Below are 20,671 nucleotides of genomic sequence, written 5' to 3'. Positions count from 1 at the left end.
CTAGCGTTCCAGAATGACACCTTCGGTGGCAATTCACAATTCACAATGCACAATTGCTGGGGTCGAGCTTTAGAGTCTGTAAAGAGGAGATTCTTCACTGCGTTCCAGAATAACACCTTCGGTGGCAATTCACAGTTCATAATTCACAATTGTTAGGGTCATTCATTTGGGTCTCAAAAGATGGGTTCCTTCAATTGTACGATGACACCGAGATGTGAACTTGTTTGTTTGCTGCTATACTTATTAAATAGATTTGGGAGGTGTTTTTTACTATTCAAAAAAAGAAAAAAGCAAAAATATTTTTAAATATTTTTGCTTATCTCAATAAGATATAGGTAATAATATACCCTATTTATTATTATATTTAAATCTCTCCCATTTACAGAGTTATTTTCACATTTTATCTGTATAGTTTATTAAAAAGATCAGTACTATAATCACTAATGTCCGATATGTTAAGCATATTATGCTTTAATTTTATATCATGAAAATATTTTGCTATCAACTCTTTTTCAATAATTCTTTCTGAGTTTACATCATCTCTTAACCCTACCCTAGTACTGCTCCATGGTATCTCTGCATGAGTCATCTTTTCCAACACCTTACCACTATAACACCCAAAATTTCTAATCACATTGTCTAAAATTTCCTTTTCCATCTTATCCAATTCTATATCAGTATAGTAACATTCATTTTCCTCAATTGGATTGTATCCATAGTTTTTATATTTATAATACACACTTCTATATACAGGTCCGTGTATCCATGCTTCGCAATTATTATAAAATAAAAAGTCATCAGTAAAAGCTTTGAAAAATCCCTGAGCATAATACAATAATTTTTGTAATGCTAAAGGTGTTATATCTACACAGTTTACCAAAAGATATTTTACAACATGGTCAATTTTATCCTCAGATTTAATAGTAATGAACTTCTTTTTTTCAATATTAACTAATTCCTCACTACAACGCTTATACGCAACATCTGTTATTTTATCTTTATTTTCCTCTAGTAACTTTTTCATATACTCAGGATCATTAAGGATTGTTTTTAAAGTATCCGAATATTGTTTAGTAGGAACATCTCCATCCAAATATCTAGTCAAAGTACCTTCACCCCATCCTAATAGCAAAGACAAAGGCCTTTTCCCAATATTATATTTATCTAATATAAGTTCCATTTCTGAAACAGAAATCAACCCTTCTTTTTCCCTAAAAGTATTATCCAGCATTTTAAGATTGTAATCACGAATATCAGCTACAAATATTTCACTTCCGCACTCACTACAAATTGCTACTTTCCCTATATATTCGATTTCTTTACCTTTGATATTTTTTGTCATTTTCCTTTCATTGATATAGTACTCTACCATATCATGACACTTTTCACAAAACCCTAACATCTAGGTTCCCTCCTTTTATTAATCACTATTTTTACTCTTATTTTAAATTTCAGGTATTATTTAAATAAATATTTTATTGATTTATTTCTTTTATGAAAAGATACGATAAATACAATTATACATTAATTATACCAAAAATGCAATGCATAAACGTATCCTTTAATACATTTTATTTAACTTATGTATTTTTTGTTATTGCTATTCTTTACGACCATCCAATTTTATTTATTTATGATTTAATTAGTTTACATAAAAACATCCTTCCATAGAAACTATGAAAAGATGTTTTTTCTACAATTCACAATGCCCAATTAACTCCTCAACTTATTTTATCCGACATATCCTGAAGTATCATATATAGCCTCGCTATATCCGCTTTGGTTGCAGGAGTATTTGAGGTTTCGTATCGTTCCATAGCTTCATTTGCGGTATATATTCGATTGTCATATAGGTTTCTTACCAATTCACCATTTTTCATATGTTTCTTTATATTGGACAGTGCACTTACGCATTTTATTTCCGTTCCGTTTTTTAGTATTACAAAGGCATCATTCTCCATACCTTTTACGCTTTTGATGGAATCAAGATTAAAGTATCCCATAGTCCCATCACAATGACCTATAGCTCTTCTTACCTTTAGCTGAATAAATATCCTGTCTCTGGTCAATGGCAATGGAACTCCATTTTTAACTTGTATCAGATTGCCAAAATACTTATTTGACGCTACTCTATCTAAATGATAATGAGTACATAATCTTTTAATTATATTTCTTACAGATGAATTGGTGGTAATGTTTTCATCTTCAGCGTAGATGATGGTGCAATTTCCCCTATCAGCTACATAAACCGGTACTACAGCCATTATGTCTTTTGTTACAAAGTCCTCCATTTCTTTTTCCTCCCTGTATTTGTATTGTTAATTACATTATACACAAACATCAGTTCGGTGTCTAGGGGTAAAATGGAATTATTTATAAATTGTTTAGGTCAATTAAAGGTCATACCTCTGATAATATCTATATTTTACACCTATCTATAAAATATTTAAAAGGTTTTACAAATTCTTTATATTTCATTGCCATTGTTTCAGGGTGAAATTGTAATCCCAGTACAAATTTTTCATTTGTAGATTCGATTGCTTCAACTATTCCATCCAAAGCCTTGGCAGTTATCTTCAAATCTTTTCCTAAGTTCTTTAGCGCCTGATGATGAAGTGAATTTACCAATAATCTTTCTTTTACAAATATCTCATACACTATGCTATTTCTTGCAATATTTATGCTATGATAGCCTTCTTGCAGACTTATTTCACAGCTATGCCCATGTACTCCGGGTACCTGAGTATAAATATCCTGGTACATATTCCCTCCCAATGCAATGTTAATTAGCTGCATTCCTCTGCATATCCCAAAAATAGGAATTCCCTTTTCATATGCCTTTTCAAACAATGCCATTTCAGTCATATCTCTGTCACGGGAAACCTCAGTTATTTCCTTTACCGGTTCTTCTCCAAAATAGTGCGCTGATACATCCTCTCCACCGGTAAATATAATCCCATCTATCACATTTAAATACATCTCAATATCATCCGTATTTTGCAAATTTGGTATGACAAGAGGCATACCTCCAGCCTCCAATACTGCACTTATATATTCACAATTGATTCGATTGACACCCCTATTTATGGTACTATCATATTGGCATGTTAAACCTATTATTGGCTTCAATTTCATCTCTCCTTTTAAGTTTTATCATAGTTAGTATAAAGATACCATTAAGGCTTGTCTTAGTCAATGAAAAAGTCAATGCACAACTTAAGTCAATGCACAATTCACAATGCACAGTTCACAATGCACAACTTAAGTCAATTCACAATTCACAATGCACAGTTCACAATTGTTAGGGTAGAGCTTTGGGGTCTCAAAACCAGAGATCATTCGATAGCAAAAATTATACTGTGAAACTCAGGATGACATCAGCAGTGAACTTAGGGTTTAATTCTCCGATTGTAAGGTCAGGCTTTGGAGGGAAAAATGGAATTATTTATCTTCATATTTTCCTAATGTTTTGTAATTCACGGATAAATAAAATTTATCTCCACCTTCCGGTACATAAGATGTTCTAGCGTGAATAGGCAGCTTAAATTCTTTTGAAGAATCTGATTTTTTATATTTTTGATCTATTTTACGAACTCTCTGCCGACTAATTTTTATAGGAGATTTTCCTATTTGTATATTTCTCTTATTTAATTCTTTTTCTATATTTACGTTCTGTTTGCCAAAATCAAAGCTCTTTAATACATTCTGAAATGCTTCATTAGAAAAAGTATGTGCCTCTTTTATCTGATTTATCTCATCAGCTATATCTTCTAGTCCTTCATTCGGAAATATTCTTTTCCCGCTTTCCATATGTTGATAGATTTCATTAGATAATTCTATGGAATGTTTAAATTTCATTATATGAAAATCATTACTTTTATATAAATCTTCATTTTCTCCCATGACATATGCATATCCATATTGTCTGTGGCATCTCATAAAAGGTTGAAATCCTATTGGTGTGATACTACTCTTACACTCAGATGCACCTGATCTTAAACCAGCTAAAAAGGCATCCGCTTTAAAAATAACTCCATACTTATTTTTTTCTTCTTTAAAATCATATTGATTTAATGGTCTATAATGGTCTTTTTCTTTATCATATTTACAGCATGCAAAAAATAAAGCGACTTCAAAATCATTAGTTATATCTAACCAATTTGTGGGAATTCCATAATGCTGAGCAATTGCTCTATATAAGACATCACAAGGCCAATCTCTTACAACCTTAAAACTATCAATTATTTTAGAAAACTCGTATATTTTCATCTCAGAAATAAAATGGTAAACAACTTTCTCCACAGGGTTCTTTGGTGTATTTCTAAAAATCGAAGGCTTACTACTACTATATAATGCAGTCTCTCCTCTATAGTAATTAGAACGCTTTTCCTGCTGAATAACTGTACCATGCGGATATGAAACAATCAGTCCCGGAGTATGTCTATCTTCAGCCACCATTCTTGCCAAACTCTCGGATAAAGATTTATCTGGTATGCTATTTGAATGAATTCGTTTTTTTAAATCTTTAGTCAAGTTCTCATTGTATTCCTTATCTTCATTGTTCTTATCAATCATTTCTTTTATATCATTGAGATTTATTTCTTCAATCATCTATCCACCCAACTCCTTTACCCTCATTATACAACAAAATTTCCAAGAGTTAAAAGGGAGAGGGAAGGACTAAGAGGGAAGAGTTGTTGGGGTCAGGTTTTGGGGTCTTTAAAAGAGGAGAGTAAGCGTACAATAAAAGATGTATGGCATAATAACAGGGATATCGGTATGATATCCCTGTAAGTATTTATTCTGCTTTACATGTTGTTTGAATTAATTCATCCCAAGGCATCATTAAATTCAGCATGTTTGGGCTGGTCTTAAAATTGGATCCTGGTAGTCTTGTTAATAGGAACTCTAGATATTTGTAGGGGTTAAGTCCATTAGCTTTGGCTGTTTCAACAAGTGAATATACACATGCACTTGCATTAGCTCCTTCAGGACTACCACAGAACTGCCAGTTCTTTCTTCCTACAGTGAATGGTTTTATGCTATTCTCAGCTATGTTATTTGAGATAACACAGTTCCCATCCTCTAGGTATGTTTGAAGTTTATCTTTGTGATTTAAGGCATATTGAAGTGCCTTACCAATATTGAATTTGGGAAGTACTTTTTGAATTGAGCTTTCTACCCACGACCAAAAGGCATCTAGTACAGGTTTTTCCTTCTCTAGACGCATTCTTTTTCTTTCTTCTGTTGTTAGGGTTTTTAACTCCCTTTCCCAGTCAAACAGCTGGTTACAATATGCTACTCCTGTTGCTGGTAGGGTAGCTTCTGGACTTTTCATATCCTTAGGCAAGGCATCTGTGAAATATCGTCTGACATGAGCCCAGCATAAACAGTGATGGATGTCTTTAACCTTTCCATAACCTGAGTAAGCATCGGTATGTAGATATCCATCGAATCCTTTAAGGAAGTCCTTGGCATTGTCTCCTGCTCTACCTGTAGCATATTTAAATATTCTAATTCCACGCTCTGAATTAGTTGAAGTAGAATACACCCACATATATGATTTTGTAGTGTTTTTCTTACCCTCTTCATTAAAAACCTGTACAGGAGTCTCATCAGCGTGCAAATACGTCTCTTTAAGGAGTTCCTCTCGTAGTTTCTCTACTACAGGAGTTAGCCATTCTTCCGATGTTTTTATGATCCAGTTAGAAAGAGTTGCACGGCTTAATGGAAAGCCCATCTGCTTCCAATCTTTCTCCTGTCGATATAGAGGAACTGACTGTACAAATTTCTGATACATGGTCCATGCTACACTAGAAGCTGTGGCATAGGAATGCTGAAGTACAGGCTCTGGCATATATGGGTTAAATACCCCTGGTCTGTTCTCTTTTTTACATGTTCTACATTCATAAGTTTCTTGATATATGTTAACTATGCTGATTTCGGCAGGGACATATTTTATTTCTGATCTTAAAAATTTTTTCCCTACTACAGAAAGATTATCACCATCAATTGGACATATTTGTTGAGATTTATCCAATTTGTAGACATGATCTTGTTGTGGTAGGTCTTTGAAGAGATCTTTTCTCTTGTAGCCTTTTCTTGTTCTTTTTACTGGCTCCTCAAATGGAACTGGTTCTAGAACAGATAGATCTGCTTCTTTTTCTGCCTCATTGAATAAACCTAATGAAATATCACTAATTACTAGCTGCCCATCTATTGCAGATGTTTTCTCGGTCTTTCTTCCATAGAGCTTTTTAATGAGAAATTCCATGTTCTCATTAGACTTTTTCAACTCTTCTCTAAGACCTTCAATGGTTTTGTTCTGAGATTCAATTGTATCCTGAAGTGTTCTTATCAAAGAGTTCTCATTCATTGGAATTTAGCCTTTCTTATGGTCTTATCTTTGAGTATATTATACCATTTTAACGATTCAAAAACAACCAGAAAATGCTTGAAACACCGTATTTTTCAGTAGCTTCAAGCATTTATATTATCACCTTATTCTCGATTTTTGGTATGATTTTCTGATGAATAGATAAGCCTTCCATCAGCCATCGATATTGTTGAGGGGTTAATTCCATAACTTGTGTTTCATCCCTTGGCCAATTGAATCTTCCACCTTCTAGGCGCTTGTATAGAAGTAAAAATCCATCACCTTCCCATAACAGTCCCTTGATTCGATCTCTTCTTCTTCCACAAAACAAGAAAAGACTTTTACCAAAAGGGTCTAACTTAAAGTTTTGCGAGACCATGGCAGATAGTCCGTCAATTGACTTTCTCATATCTGTATGGCCACAGGCTACATATACTTTTAAGATTCCACCTAATTCAGCTAACATAGGTTCTTAAGTATCCTTAGAGTATGTTCAAGTGTATTTACATCGGCACCATTATTTATCTTAAGTAAAAAGGAGTCGAATTTTAGGGTAGCACAAATGCTGCTTTCACTATCATAAGCCTCATTCCCATAATTCTCTTCCTTTACCTTTACCTCAACAAATTGTGGTTGAGGTACTGGGACGTGATTGTTAGCCAGAACCAGAGTTTCGTTTCTTATTACTCTTAGCCAATAGTAGTATTTACTTGGAATTATTGAATTCTCAGCGCACCAATCTTTTACAGATTTCCCGCTTCTCCTGCACTCAGCAATTAATTCTCGCCATTCCACAAGACTTGCCTGATGATTAACACTTCTCATATCCATATTTGGTATCTCCCCAAAGACTTTTATAGTATTTGTAACACTTGTGTTTACTCTAAGAGTGTTGCAATTTATTCTATTGTCTCATGGTAGTGGAAAATTTAAAATACATCTATTATTGAGCGCTTACAATATTTTATCAATTAATTTTAGACGAAAAAAAGAACCCCTTTGGATTTCTCCGCTGGGGTCATTCTTTGGTTAGAGAACCTTGTTAGAGGTCTCTAGTTTTTAGTTTTGGGTTTAATTAGTTTTTAGCAATTGTTGCTGCATCTGTACCTGTTGGTACTGTTACAGTAAATGTAGCTGTTTCACTAATAAGACCTTTTGTTATAGTTAATTCTAATACTGTACTACCAGCACTAGTATCTCTTGCGATTGATACTGATGTTGCACTTGCTCCTGCACCAGTTGTAGTAACATTAGTGTCAGTTGCATCTGTAATAAAGTAGCTTATTCCACTAGCTGCCGCTGGTGCATTTACTACTACTGGGTCAGTAGTTGCACTTACCATAGCTAATGATGCATTTGTTAATGCTGCTTTAGCTGCATTTACATCTGCTGATGATACTGTGATAGTCTTATTATCGTTGTAAGTTCCACCTTTTGCAGTTAATACTACTGCAAATTCGTTACCAGAACCTTGTGTTACTGAAGTAACTACAACTTTATTAAGGTCAACTAATCCTTCTACTGCTGCATCTACTGCTGCTTGATTTGCTGCTGAACCAGCTGCTAATGTTAAATCTACTACTTTAGCTAATTCTGCATCTACTGCTGCTTTTTCTGCTACAGTTGCTTCATTTGTTACAGTAATTGTTTTGTTAGCTGTTGTAGTTCCATCTGCTCTTAATGTTAATGTTACAACCCATGGTGATGAAGCTGATACACCAACAGTAACTTTGTTATTGTCAATTAATCCTTCTACTGCTATTTTTATATCCGCTTGAGCTGCTGCAGTACTTCCTGCTAATACTAAAGTAGCTGGTACTTTTGCTAATTCTGCATCTACTATAGCTTGTGCTGAAGCTGTATCTGTTGCTGCTTCTAAAGCACTTGTTGCACTTGTTATATTAGCTTTTACTTGTGGATCTGCTGCTAATGCAGTATCTACTGCTTTGTAAACTGCATCTGTATTATTTCCACCTGCTGCTAGATATGCTACTTGTGCTTCTTTAGCTGCTTTAATATCGTTTGTTAAAGCTGTTAAAGCTGTAGTTGTACTTGTTATATTAGCTGCTACTTGTGGATCTGCTTTTAATGCTGCTTCTACTGCTTTGTATTCAGTGTTTGTAGCTTTTCCACCTGCTGCTACATGATCAGTTAATGCTTTGTTAGCTGCTTTTATAGCATCTGCTAATGCAAATTCGCTAGCTTTCTTAACAATCTTAACTTCATTTGCATCAATTCCAGTAGCTTTAACATCTACTTGATCACCAATTGCTAATTTAGCAGTTAGGTCTTTACCTGTTGTTAAGATAACATCATTTTTATCTCTTAAGATAGTCTTATCTGTTGTGAAGTATGCTGTCTTATTATCTACTCTGAAGCTTGCAGTGTCAATATAAGCAAACATACAAAAATTCCATATATGTAAAACGCCCAAACCCCGCTTGTATCAAAGGGTTCAGGCTTTGTTAATACCCCCTTATGGTAGGTATCCATATTATGAGTACCATTATTCATATTAGTAGGAAATCTAAGCTTATTATTAATATAGATTTCAATAGTATTTTGCTTGTTTTTATGAATTATTAGGGTTTTCATAGGCATTAGTTGCTCTTTAAAAGTGCTTCAATTTCTACTTTGTATCCATATTTCTGAAGATATTCTACTAGGGCTGCTTCTACTATTTCTCTTTGGGTGACATTCTTTTCTCTACTAAACTCTGCTGTAAGCCTTGCTATCATATCATTCATATAAATAGCCTTGGTTCTTACCATTCCAGGAAGAGCGTATCTTGGAATCTTCCCATCTTCCCTTGTGCCAGATAATAGCTGATATACATCATCTCTTTTCTCATATAGAAATCTTATGAAGGGCAAATACTCTTCTACACTTTCAGGAAGTTTCTCCCCAGCGGTTGGAGTAAAGGCCTCTGGTATTACTTCTTCCTCTTCATTAAGTTCTCCTACTATCTTTACATAATTGTTCTTATACACATTCCACTCATAACCTTTTTCCTTCATATAATCTGCCATAGCTTTATGGTCTTTAAATCCAGCTTGCTTTGCTATTAGCCTTGGGTCTGCATTAGGTTCTTCAAAAGCCGTAATAATACTCACTACTTTTACTGGTGCGTAACTTTTAGGGTCTTTCATTATGCTATTTACCTTGGTTGCAGCAGGAACATACTCTTGATTTATGCTATCAAATCGGAAGTTCTTCCTTCTCATGTAAGAGTCCATACCCCTCCAGTCTTTGTATTTTAATTCTTTAGCCGCATCTTCTCTAGTCATGTATTTCATCATATCTAAAATCTTTATTACCTTTTTATCATAAATAGGTTCTCTTTCTTCCATTTACTTTTCCCCTTTCTACAATAGATTTACTGCATCACTTAACTTTCTCATGTCTTGGTGAAGGTATCTTGAGGTCACTGCTAAGTTAGTGTGGCCCAGTAGCTTTTGAATACTTACTAAAGATGCTCCCTTTTCTAAAAGGTTAGTTCCAAAGGAATGCCTTAATATGTGAGAACTTATGTGTTTTTCCCACCCTAGATTATTGGTTGCTTCTTGAATACACCTATTTACATAGCTTCCTGAAACCATTCCAGTGGACTTATTAGCAAAGAACTTATCAGTCTCTATATATTCATCTACCTCTCTTATGTTTTCTAGATAATTCTGTAAAATATCATAAAGCTTATCATTGATTGGAATGTTCCTATCCTTGTTCCCTTTTCCTTCAATGATGTGGATGACTCTTTCTTCCAAGTCTACATCTTCAAGCTTTAGGTTTAATATTTCTGAAATCCTTCCCCCAGTGTAAAACATGGTTTGAACTACGGTTCGAATAACTAGTTGATCGATTGCTCCTACTAATTCTTCAAATTCCTCTTCCGTAATAAATTCTCTTTCCTTTTCTTTTACCTTAATAGGTTCTAGCATGTCAGGCAGGTTCTTATCGCATATTCCTCTTTTAACACAGTAGTTATAAAAGCTTCTTAAAATGTAAATGGCCCTTCTCCTACTGGATGATGCTAGTCCCTTTTCCTTCTTGTAATGCATATAGCTTTCAATATCCTCTAGGGTAATGTCCTCCACATAAATTGGGCAATTGTGTTTGACTGTTAGGTAGTTATTCATATACCTTAGTTCCTTTTCATAACCTGTAATGGTTTGTTTTGACTTATCCGTCATTTTCATATACTTTAAAAACTCTTCTACAGCTTGATTGTAAAGCATATAATCACTCCTTGTTAAGTTTTGGTAGTAGCATATTAAACTTACTTTTCAGTAATAGCAAGTTATATATCACTAATAATTAGCTAATAGTTTAGATAGGAAAATTAAGCTTTTTAGGGTTAAAAAAATAGGCCTTGAACTGTTAAGTCCAAGGCTTTATGTCTATTTTAAAAACTTAGCTACCCTTTCAATTAGAAGAGCTGCAAATTCTCCCTTTACTTGTTTTCCTTCCCTAGCATTTAATAGCCAATAGTCTGGTGAATTAATAAGACCTTTTTTAATTAATATATCTAAAGCTTCTTCTAGAGAGTCCTTTTCTTCTTTATACTTAATCTCCAGTTGAGACAGGATGGCTTTTGATATGGCTTTTATTATTTCATCTCTTTTTTCATCAAATAGTTTATTGTCTTTACTATTATCAATAAACCCTATTTCAACTAATACTGCAGGTGCTTTTGTTTCTCTTAATACATGGAAGTTAGCAGTCTTTACACCCCTATCTACAAGGCCTATATCTACTAATCCTTTCTGTATCCTATCTGCTAGTTCTTTAGCCTTTGCTCCTTGATTTAAATAAGTGAAGGTTTCAATACCTTGAGCCCCCTCTGGTTTGAAGGCATTTCGATGGAATGATATAAAGTAATCATATCTACCACTCTTTTCAAAGTTACTTCTTTCTCTAAGACTCATGGTTTTATCTTTCGTTCTCGTTTCATCTACGATAACTCCATGTCTTCTCAATTCTTTAGCCACTTCTTTCCCGATATTTAATACATCGTCTTTCTCGCACCTTCCTTTATATATAGCTCCTGGATCTTCCCCACCATGGCCGTAATCTAAGCAAAGTTTAGCCATCTAATCATCCTCCTTATTTAGCTCTGTAAATACTTTCTTTAAATTCTCTGGCACAGGAAGTCCTATCTTTGCAGCATTTTCAACTATACTTAATCCCTCATTGGACAAATAAAAGAAGATAACTGCAGTTCTTATGGCACTTCCGTTTTGAAGGATATAAATATCTACTATATGACCTATACCTACAAAGGTAAAGATGAGAACTTTTTTAAATATACCTTTAAATCCAATGCTACTAGATAGCTTCTTTTCAAGAACTGCTACCATAACGCCTGTGATATAATCAATAATTACAAAGGCTACCAGTGCATAAAGCAAGCCATCAAATCCTCCTAAGAACCAGCCAATATATCCACCAATAGCGGTAAAGATAAGTTGTAAAGTATGAATCACATTTTTCATTTACCTCTTCCTCCTCTCAGCATAAAAAATAGACACCTGTTGTGCCTATCACTTGGTACTTTCAATTTTCATCTCCCCTAAACTTAGCTTAAATCTCTCTGTTAAAGTGGGAAGACTTTCTCCAAAGCAAACATTTAGCTTAAACCCACCAGCTTCATAGATTTCTGTTACTTCTGTAATTCGTGTATCCATAGTAATAGCCCAGTCCTTATTCTGAACTGTCACCACATCTCCTAAGTTCCAATCTTTCTCATATTGAAAAGGCCCAGTTGGAAGTACCTCTGATTTAAATGAAATAGTCCTTTTGTATTCATTAAGTTTACTTTGTCCCCTTACTTCTAAGTCAGCACTGTCTTTTATATCTCTGGCATCTACAAATATGACATGCTTATCAAGGCCAGCAGCGTCACTTCCTGTCATGACAATTTTTCTTTCCACACCTTCTCCCTGTCCAGCTACAATAGCAAAGTTTCCAACTCCCACTAAGCTATCAATATATTCCTGTGATTTTACATTATCGAATTCAGGTGAAAAGATAACAGGAGGATTAATATTTTGGCTTGCTGAAAAATTCCTTCCATTATATATGTCAAATATCCACCTCTTTAATTTGAAGTCTAAATATATATGCCAGCCTAAATTTGTAAGTCTACTTATTAGTTCTAATTCTTCTTCTAAGTTCTTATATCTACTTTGCCATTTAATCTTCTCACCCTGATTTTGATTTGGAGAAATTTTAAGCATAGGAAACTCCATACCAGAAATATCAAAACAATTCCTCTTTACATAATGCTTCATGACTGTTTCTGCATTAGAATCTTGAACATCATAGGCTTCTCCATCTGGTGGAATAGTAATTCGCTGTCTAAGTATAGCTCCTAGTGTAGGCCCTTTAACTGTTAGAATTTCCTCTCCCTTCTCATTTGTTTTTATTTCTTTATATCGAATAATTCCTACCTTTCTAGTATCTGCTCCAAGCATTATTAGTTGATTAATATTCAGCTTATCTGCATTTTGAACTTTTCTATTTGTGACTAGCTGAAAGTCTCCAGATGTGTAGTATTTCCTACAAAAAGAAAAGGAAAGATAGTTATCTATCTCTCCCTGTAAATCTAGTGTTGGTGATAATATTCTTATTGGTAGCATGTCTCACCTTCTTTTATTTGTTATTAACTATTAAATTAATATCGTCCGTTAATCTATTGCCATAAATCTTTTTAGGTTCGAAAAAATCTAAAATCATAACCTTTTCAATTTCACTAGAAGTTTTAACTTTATATTTAATATAGTCATATCTAGACCTAAGTTTATAAGTGGGTACGTGTTCTGCATAGGCATATGGTAAATCATCTTCTCTCCTGTTCTTTAGAAATACACGAACTACATGATTTTCATCGTTTAATTTCACTCTATTTAACTCATCATCTATAGTTACAATACTTATATATAGCTCATCATCTTTTTTATATGTTTTACTTCCAGTAATTAAAAATGCATTAGCACCAGAAGAACCTGAATCAGTACTTATCTGAGCCTTATAGTACATGTCATCTCTATGATATCTATCCTCAAATTTAATATTAGGAAGCTCTTTTTTTATATATGAAAATACATCATTTAGGAATATTAACACCTCATCAAAACATATATAAATTACATCGAAGGCTTCCTCTTCTTCGTGCTTTCCTTTTCTTTCAAACTCAGATATATTAACCACGATTTCACTAGTATCTAGATAAGATGTGCTTTCTATATTAGCTAGATATCTATGCTTCGCTAAATTATTAAAATCATCGATGTATTTATACCAATCATTATCTTTAATTCCTTGCAAAATTTCTAATAAGTCAAGGTGCTGTTTGTTATTTTCTAGCTCCTCAATAACTTTGTTATATGAAACTCCTTCTGTTTTTTTAATGCTACGTTGAAGTACTGTTTCATTTAATAAAAAAGCTACTAGGTCAAATATTGAATGTATATGGCTGAAAAATTCGTTTATTAACATTTCTAGAGCAAAATCACTTGAAATATTTAAATTAATATATTCAAATTCTTCGGAAGGTAAACTTGATGTATGTTTATTTTTAATTAGCTGTTCTCTCCAATCATCAACTACTTTCTTTTTATAATTTAATATATTAATTATTGCCTCTTTCTTTATTAAAGCAAATGCCACCCGTTTTTCAATTCCTTCATGCAAATGAATACAATGGGCAGCTTTTGCATTATAATAATCCATCGAAAAGTTGTTGACATTACTATCCTCTAAAAATTCTTCATATTTCAAGATAATCACCATCCCTTTAGGTATTACCTTGATTGTATCATATTCATCCTGTAAAATTTGAAATATTATACAGTTTAAATAATATTTCTCTACTATAATTATTTTTAGTTTAATATTTCATTTGAATTATTTTGTATTAACTCCTGAAGATAATACCTCAATTTCTCTTTCTGCCTTTTTAATTTCTACCTCTGTTCTCAATGTAGAAGAACTGCCATCTTCAAGAACTACTTCTGTTTCTGGTACATCTATCAATTCAAGCCTATTTGCCATTACCAATACAGTATAGGCATTAATAAGTCTCTTTTGTATTATGGTCATATTAAATCAGCCTCCTGTAATATATTTATTATCTGTAAATCTATTTCTGCTCTAAAGACTTCTTCTGGTGTAGGAATAAGACTCTCTAGCAAATCTTGCTCTATTTTCAGCTCTTCATTCGGTATAATATCCACCAATTTATCATCTTTAATAACCAATTCCATAAAAGGTGAATATCTTTTTATCTTCTCTATAAGCTCGTGATTCTCAGTTTTAGTTTCATCTATAACATAATTTCCTTCTTCATACCAATCTGTATTAGGAAATAGTGAATTAATCTCAAAGCTTTTATCTCTCCTGACTATCATGTCTATCACCCCTATCCAATAGCAAAGTATTCATATCTGTTTATATTATAATTTAACCTTCCACCACTATTTCCACTTATGCTAAAACCATTATCTACTGCAACTGGTACAAAAGTATTATTATTGTAGAAAAAGGAACTGCCTGATGAATTCATCATAAATCCACCTTTATCTACTGATACACTAATAAATAGTGTGGTACTGTTATCAATTTTTATATTAGTAATAAAAATAAATTTAGGCTTAAATCCTAATGCTATGACTCTATTAAATCCGTTGTTTCCTGTATAAGTTCCATATACTGCCTTGATATTATCTGCCCATCCTGCTTTACCATTACCTATGTTTTTCAAAATTTGACCTACTAGCCCCCCTACAGGTATGTGTAAGTTTCCAGCTGTTGTAGGATGAATATAATTATTTGCATTTTCCTCTATCTTATCTAACTTTTGTTTATCTTCTATACTCATGTGCCCTTGTTCAAATTCTGTAGTAACTTTAATCTTATGCTCATCAAACTGAGACTTAGTCACCAAGTTTGTAGTATCCTGTACCTCGTTAAACCAATATTTCCACTCAGCATAAAATTCTCCACTAGGTTCTGATATCTTATCTTCTATCCAAGAGTTCCAGATGTTTTGATAAGCTGTTACAAACTCTTCATAACTTGCATCCGATTCATTCCTTTTATGGATTAAATATTTCTCCCACTCATTAAAAATGTCTGTAGTATCAACCTGTTCAAATAGATGGGTTGTAATACCACAGACTGTATTGTCTAATCTTTCATCAGTTATCTGATAGCTTTCTATAAAACTCTTTCCTGCAATAATCTCCACTTGAGCTAAAGATATTTCATAGATGTTATCATTCCTTGTTAAGCTTGGTGCTTTAGGTGTTGACTCTGGCGTGCCTTCTAGAATAAAAGCTTTTACATATCTATTTTCAAGGGTTTTATCTAGTCTAATTACAACCCTATCAATTCGATTTAAACTTGGGTCAGCAATACCATGTTCTAGTATTAAATCTTCTCCTGCTATTTTATATAAATATCCTTCAATCCAAGCATAGCCAGGTTTTATAGATATTTTCATATCCTTTTCATCTGTAACAACTTTTAAATTCTCTCCACCATTAAATATTCCATTTCTAATAAACTGCCTAAAATACTCTGCAAACTCATCAGCTGTATAAAATCGTTCATCTTCCCCATCTATGGAATCAAAGAATCTATATTCTTCACTCATTAAACCCCTCCTTACCTCAAAGTCCTATATATCTACTTTTCCATTTTACTTTTACTCTAGTTTTAATACTGTCATTGTTACTTTGGTAGCTTAAGATATTATCTCCAGTAACCAGCTGCCAAAACACACTACCTAAATCAATATAATGAAAAGCATTCTCTCCATTAATTCTTACATACTTTTCTCCAAAGACAGTAGATACTGTTAAAATATCGTCTTCTCCGAGTTCTCTATTTACCTTTATAAATTCTCCTGTAGTTTCATTTGTAACTGTTGGATTAGTAGCTGGGCCTTTAAATTCTATCTCAACTGGAGTGGATACATCCCCAACATTCGCAGCTTTTCTTTTAAATCCTCTATTTGAAAAATTAGTGGGTAGAGACAATCTAAAATTGAGACCACCCATAAGATAGGACATTTCCCTACTTTCATAGTAAGTATCAAGCCAAAAAGGCTGATGGCAAAGTAGGTGTAATAGATACTTTTGATAAAAGAGTCCTTTACTTCCTTGCCCACTAGGGAATATCGGGGTAGTTTCTGCTATGGCTTTAATTTCCTTAATCTTATCTTCATGGTAGTAGGTAATTGTTACTTCTCCAAGTTTTGGATTTAATACTCTTTGCATCTTCCTTCTATAGTTTAGAACCTCATTAGGATTATCTCTAGTAACAATCATCCCTTCAATGGAGATAACTCTACTTTCTAGCATATTATCAATATAAGTAGAGCCATCTTGTTTAGGTGATTTTTGACTTTCAATTGTTACTGGAATATTTCCAACTCCATCTAATGTTTCTAAAAAATAAGGAGTGTGGTTCCCAAGGGTGATGCTTTCTCCATTTTTATTAGTAATAACAACTTTCTCCATAACACACCTCCTACCATTCAAGAGCAAGTTGTCTTGATGCATTTTTAATTTGTCTTGCTGTTTCAGATGGGGTTAAAGGGGTAGGACTGTTGATAACTATATGTTGTGTTATACCTTTATCCCCAGAAAGCATCTTTTTAGTCACATTATCGTTATAAATCCTACTTCCTCTAGGTAGTTCCACCAATTCAGGCCCAAGTTCTCCTACCATAGTAAGGCCACCTTGGAAAAAGCTTGTTCCACTATAATTTGATGCAGCTCCGCCGCCTGATGTTACTGTTTTAAATACCCTTGTAATTTTCTCTACAATACTAAATACCTTTTCTTTTACCTTTGTGGCATTCCATTCTTTAATCTTTCCTATTCCTTCATCTATCTTATCTTTCACAGTTTTCATACTATCCTCTACGGAAGACTTCACCCTATTCCAGTTTTTCTCTGTAGATCTTTTTATCTCTTCCCATCTATCGGTTACATCATCTTTTATCTTTTTAGCCTTTATTAGTGTATCTTCTTTTATAGAATCCCAAGTCTCTGCTAGATATGTTTTTGTAACTTCCCATATTTCAGATGTAGCCACTTTGATTTCTTCCCATCTATTTATTACATCCTCTTTTATCTCTTTTGCCTTAGTCTCTATATCATCTTTCATCACTTGCCATTTAGTCTTAATCTCACCAGTTTCCCAATCCACCTGATTAACATGTTCTTTGGCCTGTACTTTAGCTTCATATACTACTTTCTTATGCATCTCTTCTGCTTTTTTAATGGATTCATCTTTTTGACGAGTAGCTTCTTTTATTAATTTATCTGCCTGATCTTCTGAAATAGTACCTGCTTCATCTCTTTGTCTGATGATTTCCTTAACTACTTCTTTGTATTGTTCTTCTGCTGCTTTAATGGTTTTATCCTTTTGATCTAAACTATTTTTAACAACCTCTGTAGCTTGCTTTGCAGTAATATCTCCAGCTTGAGCCTTCATCCTTTCCATGATGGCCTTGGCTTCTACTTCATTTTCAGATAAAACCTGTATTCCTGTAGATACCATTTCCTGCTGAATAGCATTTATCTCTTCTTGCTCGGTCTTAGTTAAAGCTCTCTTTTCACTAGATGCTGTATCTAATATCTTTTTTATTCTTGCTTCTCCATCTGCTATACTTTGCTTTCTATTTTCATAACCCTCATTCATGTTATTTAAAATCTCATCTTGTTCTTCTTTTGAAAGGGATGTACTGTTTGTTACGAAGTTTTGTATCTTCCCTAAAGACTCTTCATGATGCTTATCAAGTCCTGCTTGAATTTCACTTGCCATTTGTGAAAAGTTATTACTTATCCCCTCTGCCATTTCCTTTGTTACTTCTTGACCACTCCATGAAAGTTGATTAAGTGCAAGAGTAGCTTCATCATTTAATTCTAAAAATCCTCCTACAGCTTTCTTTGTAGAATCAGATACTTCATCTCCAAATAGTTCTATAGCTGGAATACTTTCTTTTGAAAGATGCTTATATAGTGCAATACCTGCCACTGTAGCAGCTCCAATTCCTAAAGTCCATGGATTTAAAAGTAAAGCTCCAGATTTAGCTGCTATTCCTGCTGCACTAAATCCAGTAGCCATTCCACTAGTAGCAACTGTAACTCCAGCAGTTCCTGTTTTTAATCCAGCTAAGGCTATTGATACTTTTGAAAAAGAAGTAATAATAGTACCTGCTCCACCTATAACCTTTCCACCAAGAATTAATAATGGCCCAATAGCTGCTGCAAGTGCTACTACTTTCACTATAGTTTCCTGTGTAGCAGGACTAAGATTTCCAAACCATTCTACTACAAGTTGCAGCTTTTCAACTAAGGTTTGTAAATGTGGAACTAAAATCTCAAATATCTGTATTCCTACACCTTCAAAAGCTGATTTTAATTTAGTAATTTCCCCCTGAAGATTATCCTCCATAGTTTCTGCCATTTCTTTAGCCACACCATTGTATTCCCTTGTGGCTTGTGTTAACTTCTCATAATCTTCAGGACTAGCATTTATTATAGCTAGCATTCCAGACATTGCTTCTTTTCCAAAGATAGTAGCTGCATATTGGGCCTGTTGTTCTTCAGTTAACCCTGCAAATTTAGATCTTAATTCATCCATAACACTCTTAAAAGGTAACATTTCACCATTGGCATCTGTTATGGATAGACCTAATTGACCCATAGCAGCTGCCATTTTATCTGTTGGATTTGCTAAATTTGCAATGGCAGTTTTAAGTGAAGTTCCAGCTTGGCTCCCTTTAATTCCTGCGTTAGCCATAAGTCCTAAGGCAAGGGCTGCATCTTCTGCTGAATATCCCAGTGAACCAAAAAGAGGAGCCACATATTTAAATGACTCCCCAAGCATTGCTACATTTGTATTTGAATTTGAAGATGCACTGGCTAGTAAATCTGCAAAGTTAGATGCCTCTTTTGCTTCCATTCCAAAGGCAGTAAGGGCATCGGTGACAATATCAGAAACTAGACCTAAATCCTCACCACTAGAAGCTGCAAGCATCATAACTCCATCTAAACCATCAAGCATTTGTGTAGTGTCCCAGCCAGCCATGGCCATATACTTTAAAGCTTCGGCAGATTCACTGGCACTAAACTTTGTAGTAGCACCCATTTCCTTAGCTTTTTCCTCTAGCATCTTTAAATCATTACCTGTAGCACCACTTATAGCCCCTACTTCACTCATTCCAGCTTCAAAATCAGAACCTACTTTAACTGCAGCAGCACCAAGTCCAACTAGTGGAAGTGTAATTTTTTTAGTTAAGTCTTTACCTACAGATTCCATCTTTTTTCCTACATCTTGCATCTTCTGCCCAACTGGCTCTAATGCTTTTCCTAGTTTATAAAAGCCAGAAGATTGAAGTTCTATCTCTTGATTTACTTTCTTTAAATCCTCTTCCATATAGGCTAATTGTGTCTTTGCTTTATTTAGTTTTATCTCTAAATCCTGTGTAGCTTTGGCATCTTTTCCTTTGGTCTCTACAGATTTTTTATGTGCTTCTTCTAAGGCCTTTACTTTTTGTCTTTGAAGTTCAGTTTGTTTTGTTAGACTATCTGATTTTAATCTTAGTCCATCTAGTTCTTTCCCATGCTTTCCCATTTCAGCACTGGCTAGTTTAAACTCCGATTGAACTTTTTTCATCTCTCGGTTTAAGCTACTTATTCCATTTTGAAATCCAGTAGAGTCAAGACCTACTACTACATTTAATTTCCCTATTTCCTTTGCCACTTATCTCACCTGCCTTTGGGCATAAAAAATACACCTAGGATTTAGGTGCTATAGAATTTCATCAATATATACTTTTCCCTCTCCAAGTTTCTTAGTCATTAGTTTCAAATAATACACAATGTCCATGGTATCTATTTCATTTAATGTCCAGCCTTTATCAAGAAGTGCTAGATAGAGGCTATCTATAAAATCTTGGGGATCCATGGCATTCCCCTCTACTGGTTTTTTCCTTCACCTGCTGTTACTTCCGTCATCTCACCTACTACTTCATTAATACATTTTGTGATGGTAGGAATTAAGTCTTTAGATTGAAGTCCATCATAGACATCATCTCTAGTAAATTGATTACCAAATAGCTCTACAATATAGTCAATTAATTTATCTAATTCCTCAGGAGTGATGTTATCAAAATCCACTCCTCGGGAAACTTCAATGGTTCTTCTAACCATCCTGGCAGAGATGAAACCAGTGGTATATGTCTTTTCTTTTTTATCCTTTTTTAATATAATCTCCATA

General features: G+C 33.9%; 21 protein-coding genes. All 21 read right to left on the bottom strand.

Annotated elements, in window-relative coordinates; translation table 11 throughout:
* Window positions 1-400: 400 nt before the first annotated feature.
* Window positions 401-1,402: a type II toxin-antitoxin system antitoxin SocA domain-containing protein gene (locus H8707_RS04620; protein ID WP_262428966.1), complete on the bottom strand. Its 1,002-nt coding sequence runs from the start codon at window positions 1,400-1,402 to the stop codon at window positions 401-403.
* A 319-nt stretch (window positions 1,403-1,721) separates the two neighbouring features.
* The gene (locus H8707_RS04615; RefSeq protein WP_262428965.1) at window positions 1,722-2,291 is read right to left on the bottom strand and encodes a competence protein ComK; all 570 of its coding nucleotides are present in this window, start codon (window positions 2,289-2,291) and stop codon (window positions 1,722-1,724) included.
* Window positions 2,292-2,418: 127 nt separating this feature from the next.
* Window positions 2,419-3,129, bottom strand: a complete 711-nt coding sequence (locus tag H8707_RS04610) for a gamma-glutamyl-gamma-aminobutyrate hydrolase family protein (protein ID WP_262428964.1) — start codon at window positions 3,127-3,129, stop codon at window positions 2,419-2,421.
* Between the two features lie 312 nt (window positions 3,130-3,441).
* Complete coding sequence (locus tag H8707_RS04605; RefSeq protein WP_262428963.1) at window positions 3,442-4,611, bottom strand: FRG domain-containing protein; 1,170 nt, start codon at window positions 4,609-4,611, stop codon at window positions 3,442-3,444.
* Window positions 4,612-4,798: 187 nt separating this feature from the next.
* Window positions 4,799-6,358, bottom strand: coding sequence for an IS66 family transposase (gene tnpC / locus H8707_RS04600; RefSeq protein WP_394354633.1), 1,560 nt, complete (start codon window positions 6,356-6,358; stop codon window positions 4,799-4,801).
* Window positions 6,359-6,488: 130 nt separating this feature from the next.
* On the bottom strand, window positions 6,489-6,842 hold the full coding sequence (gene tnpB, locus H8707_RS04595) for an IS66 family insertion sequence element accessory protein TnpB (RefSeq protein ID WP_262428961.1): 354 nt from the start codon (window positions 6,840-6,842) through the stop codon (window positions 6,489-6,491).
* Window positions 6,836-7,207: an IS66 family insertion sequence element accessory protein TnpA gene (tnpA, locus tag H8707_RS04590; RefSeq protein ID WP_262428960.1), complete on the bottom strand. Its 372-nt coding sequence runs from the start codon at window positions 7,205-7,207 to the stop codon at window positions 6,836-6,838. Before tnpA ends, tnpB begins: the two co-directional genes overlap by 7 nt.
* A gap of 244 nt (window positions 7,208-7,451) precedes the next feature.
* Entirely contained in the window at window positions 7,452-8,780 is a 1,329-nt protein-coding gene (locus H8707_RS04585) for a hypothetical protein (RefSeq protein WP_262428959.1), read from the bottom strand.
* A gap of 196 nt (window positions 8,781-8,976) precedes the next feature.
* Window positions 8,977-9,726 carry a hypothetical protein gene (locus H8707_RS04580; protein WP_262428958.1) on the bottom strand — a complete coding sequence of 250 codons (750 nt, stop codon included), beginning with the start codon at window positions 9,724-9,726 and terminating at the stop codon, window positions 8,977-8,979.
* A 15-nt stretch (window positions 9,727-9,741) separates the two neighbouring features.
* Complete coding sequence (locus H8707_RS04575; protein ID WP_262428957.1) at window positions 9,742-10,611, bottom strand: tyrosine-type recombinase/integrase; 870 nt, start codon at window positions 10,609-10,611, stop codon at window positions 9,742-9,744.
* A 162-nt stretch (window positions 10,612-10,773) separates the two neighbouring features.
* Window positions 10,774-11,466 carry an N-acetylmuramoyl-L-alanine amidase family protein gene (locus H8707_RS04570; protein WP_316699600.1) on the bottom strand — a complete coding sequence of 231 codons (693 nt, stop codon included), beginning with the start codon at window positions 11,464-11,466 and terminating at the stop codon, window positions 10,774-10,776.
* Window positions 11,467-11,868 (bottom strand): phage holin family protein, encoded by a 402-nt coding sequence (locus tag H8707_RS04565; protein ID WP_262428956.1) that lies wholly within the window; start codon window positions 11,866-11,868, stop codon window positions 11,467-11,469. It lies immediately after the preceding gene.
* A 48-nt stretch (window positions 11,869-11,916) separates the two neighbouring features.
* On the bottom strand, window positions 11,917-13,014 hold the full coding sequence (locus tag H8707_RS04560) for a siphovirus ReqiPepy6 Gp37-like family protein (RefSeq protein WP_262428955.1): 1,098 nt from the start codon (window positions 13,012-13,014) through the stop codon (window positions 11,917-11,919).
* 13 nt (window positions 13,015-13,027) lie between these two features.
* Window positions 13,028-14,167 carry a hypothetical protein gene (locus H8707_RS04555; RefSeq protein ID WP_262428954.1) on the bottom strand — a complete coding sequence of 380 codons (1,140 nt, stop codon included), beginning with the start codon at window positions 14,165-14,167 and terminating at the stop codon, window positions 13,028-13,030.
* Between the two features lie 114 nt (window positions 14,168-14,281).
* Window positions 14,282-14,476, bottom strand: a complete 195-nt coding sequence (locus H8707_RS04550) for a hypothetical protein (protein ID WP_262428953.1) — start codon at window positions 14,474-14,476, stop codon at window positions 14,282-14,284.
* A complete protein-coding gene (locus H8707_RS04545; protein WP_262428952.1) occupies window positions 14,473-14,784 on the bottom strand; it encodes a hypothetical protein in 312 nt (103 codons plus the stop codon). Before H8707_RS04545 ends, H8707_RS04550 begins: the two co-directional genes overlap by 4 nt.
* An 11-nt stretch (window positions 14,785-14,795) precedes the next feature.
* Window positions 14,796-16,031 carry a hypothetical protein gene (locus tag H8707_RS04540; protein WP_262428951.1) on the bottom strand — a complete coding sequence of 412 codons (1,236 nt, stop codon included), beginning with the start codon at window positions 16,029-16,031 and terminating at the stop codon, window positions 14,796-14,798.
* Window positions 16,032-16,047: 16 nt separating this feature from the next.
* The gene (locus tag H8707_RS04535) at window positions 16,048-16,899 is read right to left on the bottom strand and encodes a phage tail family protein (RefSeq protein WP_262428950.1); all 852 of its coding nucleotides are present in this window, start codon (window positions 16,897-16,899) and stop codon (window positions 16,048-16,050) included.
* Window positions 16,900-16,909: 10 nt separating this feature from the next.
* Entirely contained in the window at window positions 16,910-20,155 is a 3,246-nt protein-coding gene (locus tag H8707_RS04530) for a phage tail tape measure protein (protein WP_262428949.1), read from the bottom strand.
* Window positions 20,156-20,203: 48 nt separating this feature from the next.
* Window positions 20,204-20,359, bottom strand: a complete 156-nt coding sequence (locus H8707_RS04525; protein ID WP_262428948.1) for a hypothetical protein — start codon at window positions 20,357-20,359, stop codon at window positions 20,204-20,206.
* Between the two features lie 11 nt (window positions 20,360-20,370).
* A complete protein-coding gene (gpG, locus tag H8707_RS04520; RefSeq protein ID WP_262428947.1) occupies window positions 20,371-20,670 on the bottom strand; it encodes a phage tail assembly chaperone G in 300 nt (99 codons plus the stop codon).
* Window position 20,671: the final 1 nt, after the last annotated feature.

The sequence above is a fragment of the Paratissierella segnis genome (genome assembly GCF_014385195.1).
GTDB lineage: Bacteria > Bacillota > Clostridia > Tissierellales > Tissierellaceae > Paratissierella > Paratissierella segnis.
The sequence above is the reverse complement of the archived record's forward strand: the minus strand, read 5'-3'. Positions and strand labels throughout refer to the sequence as shown.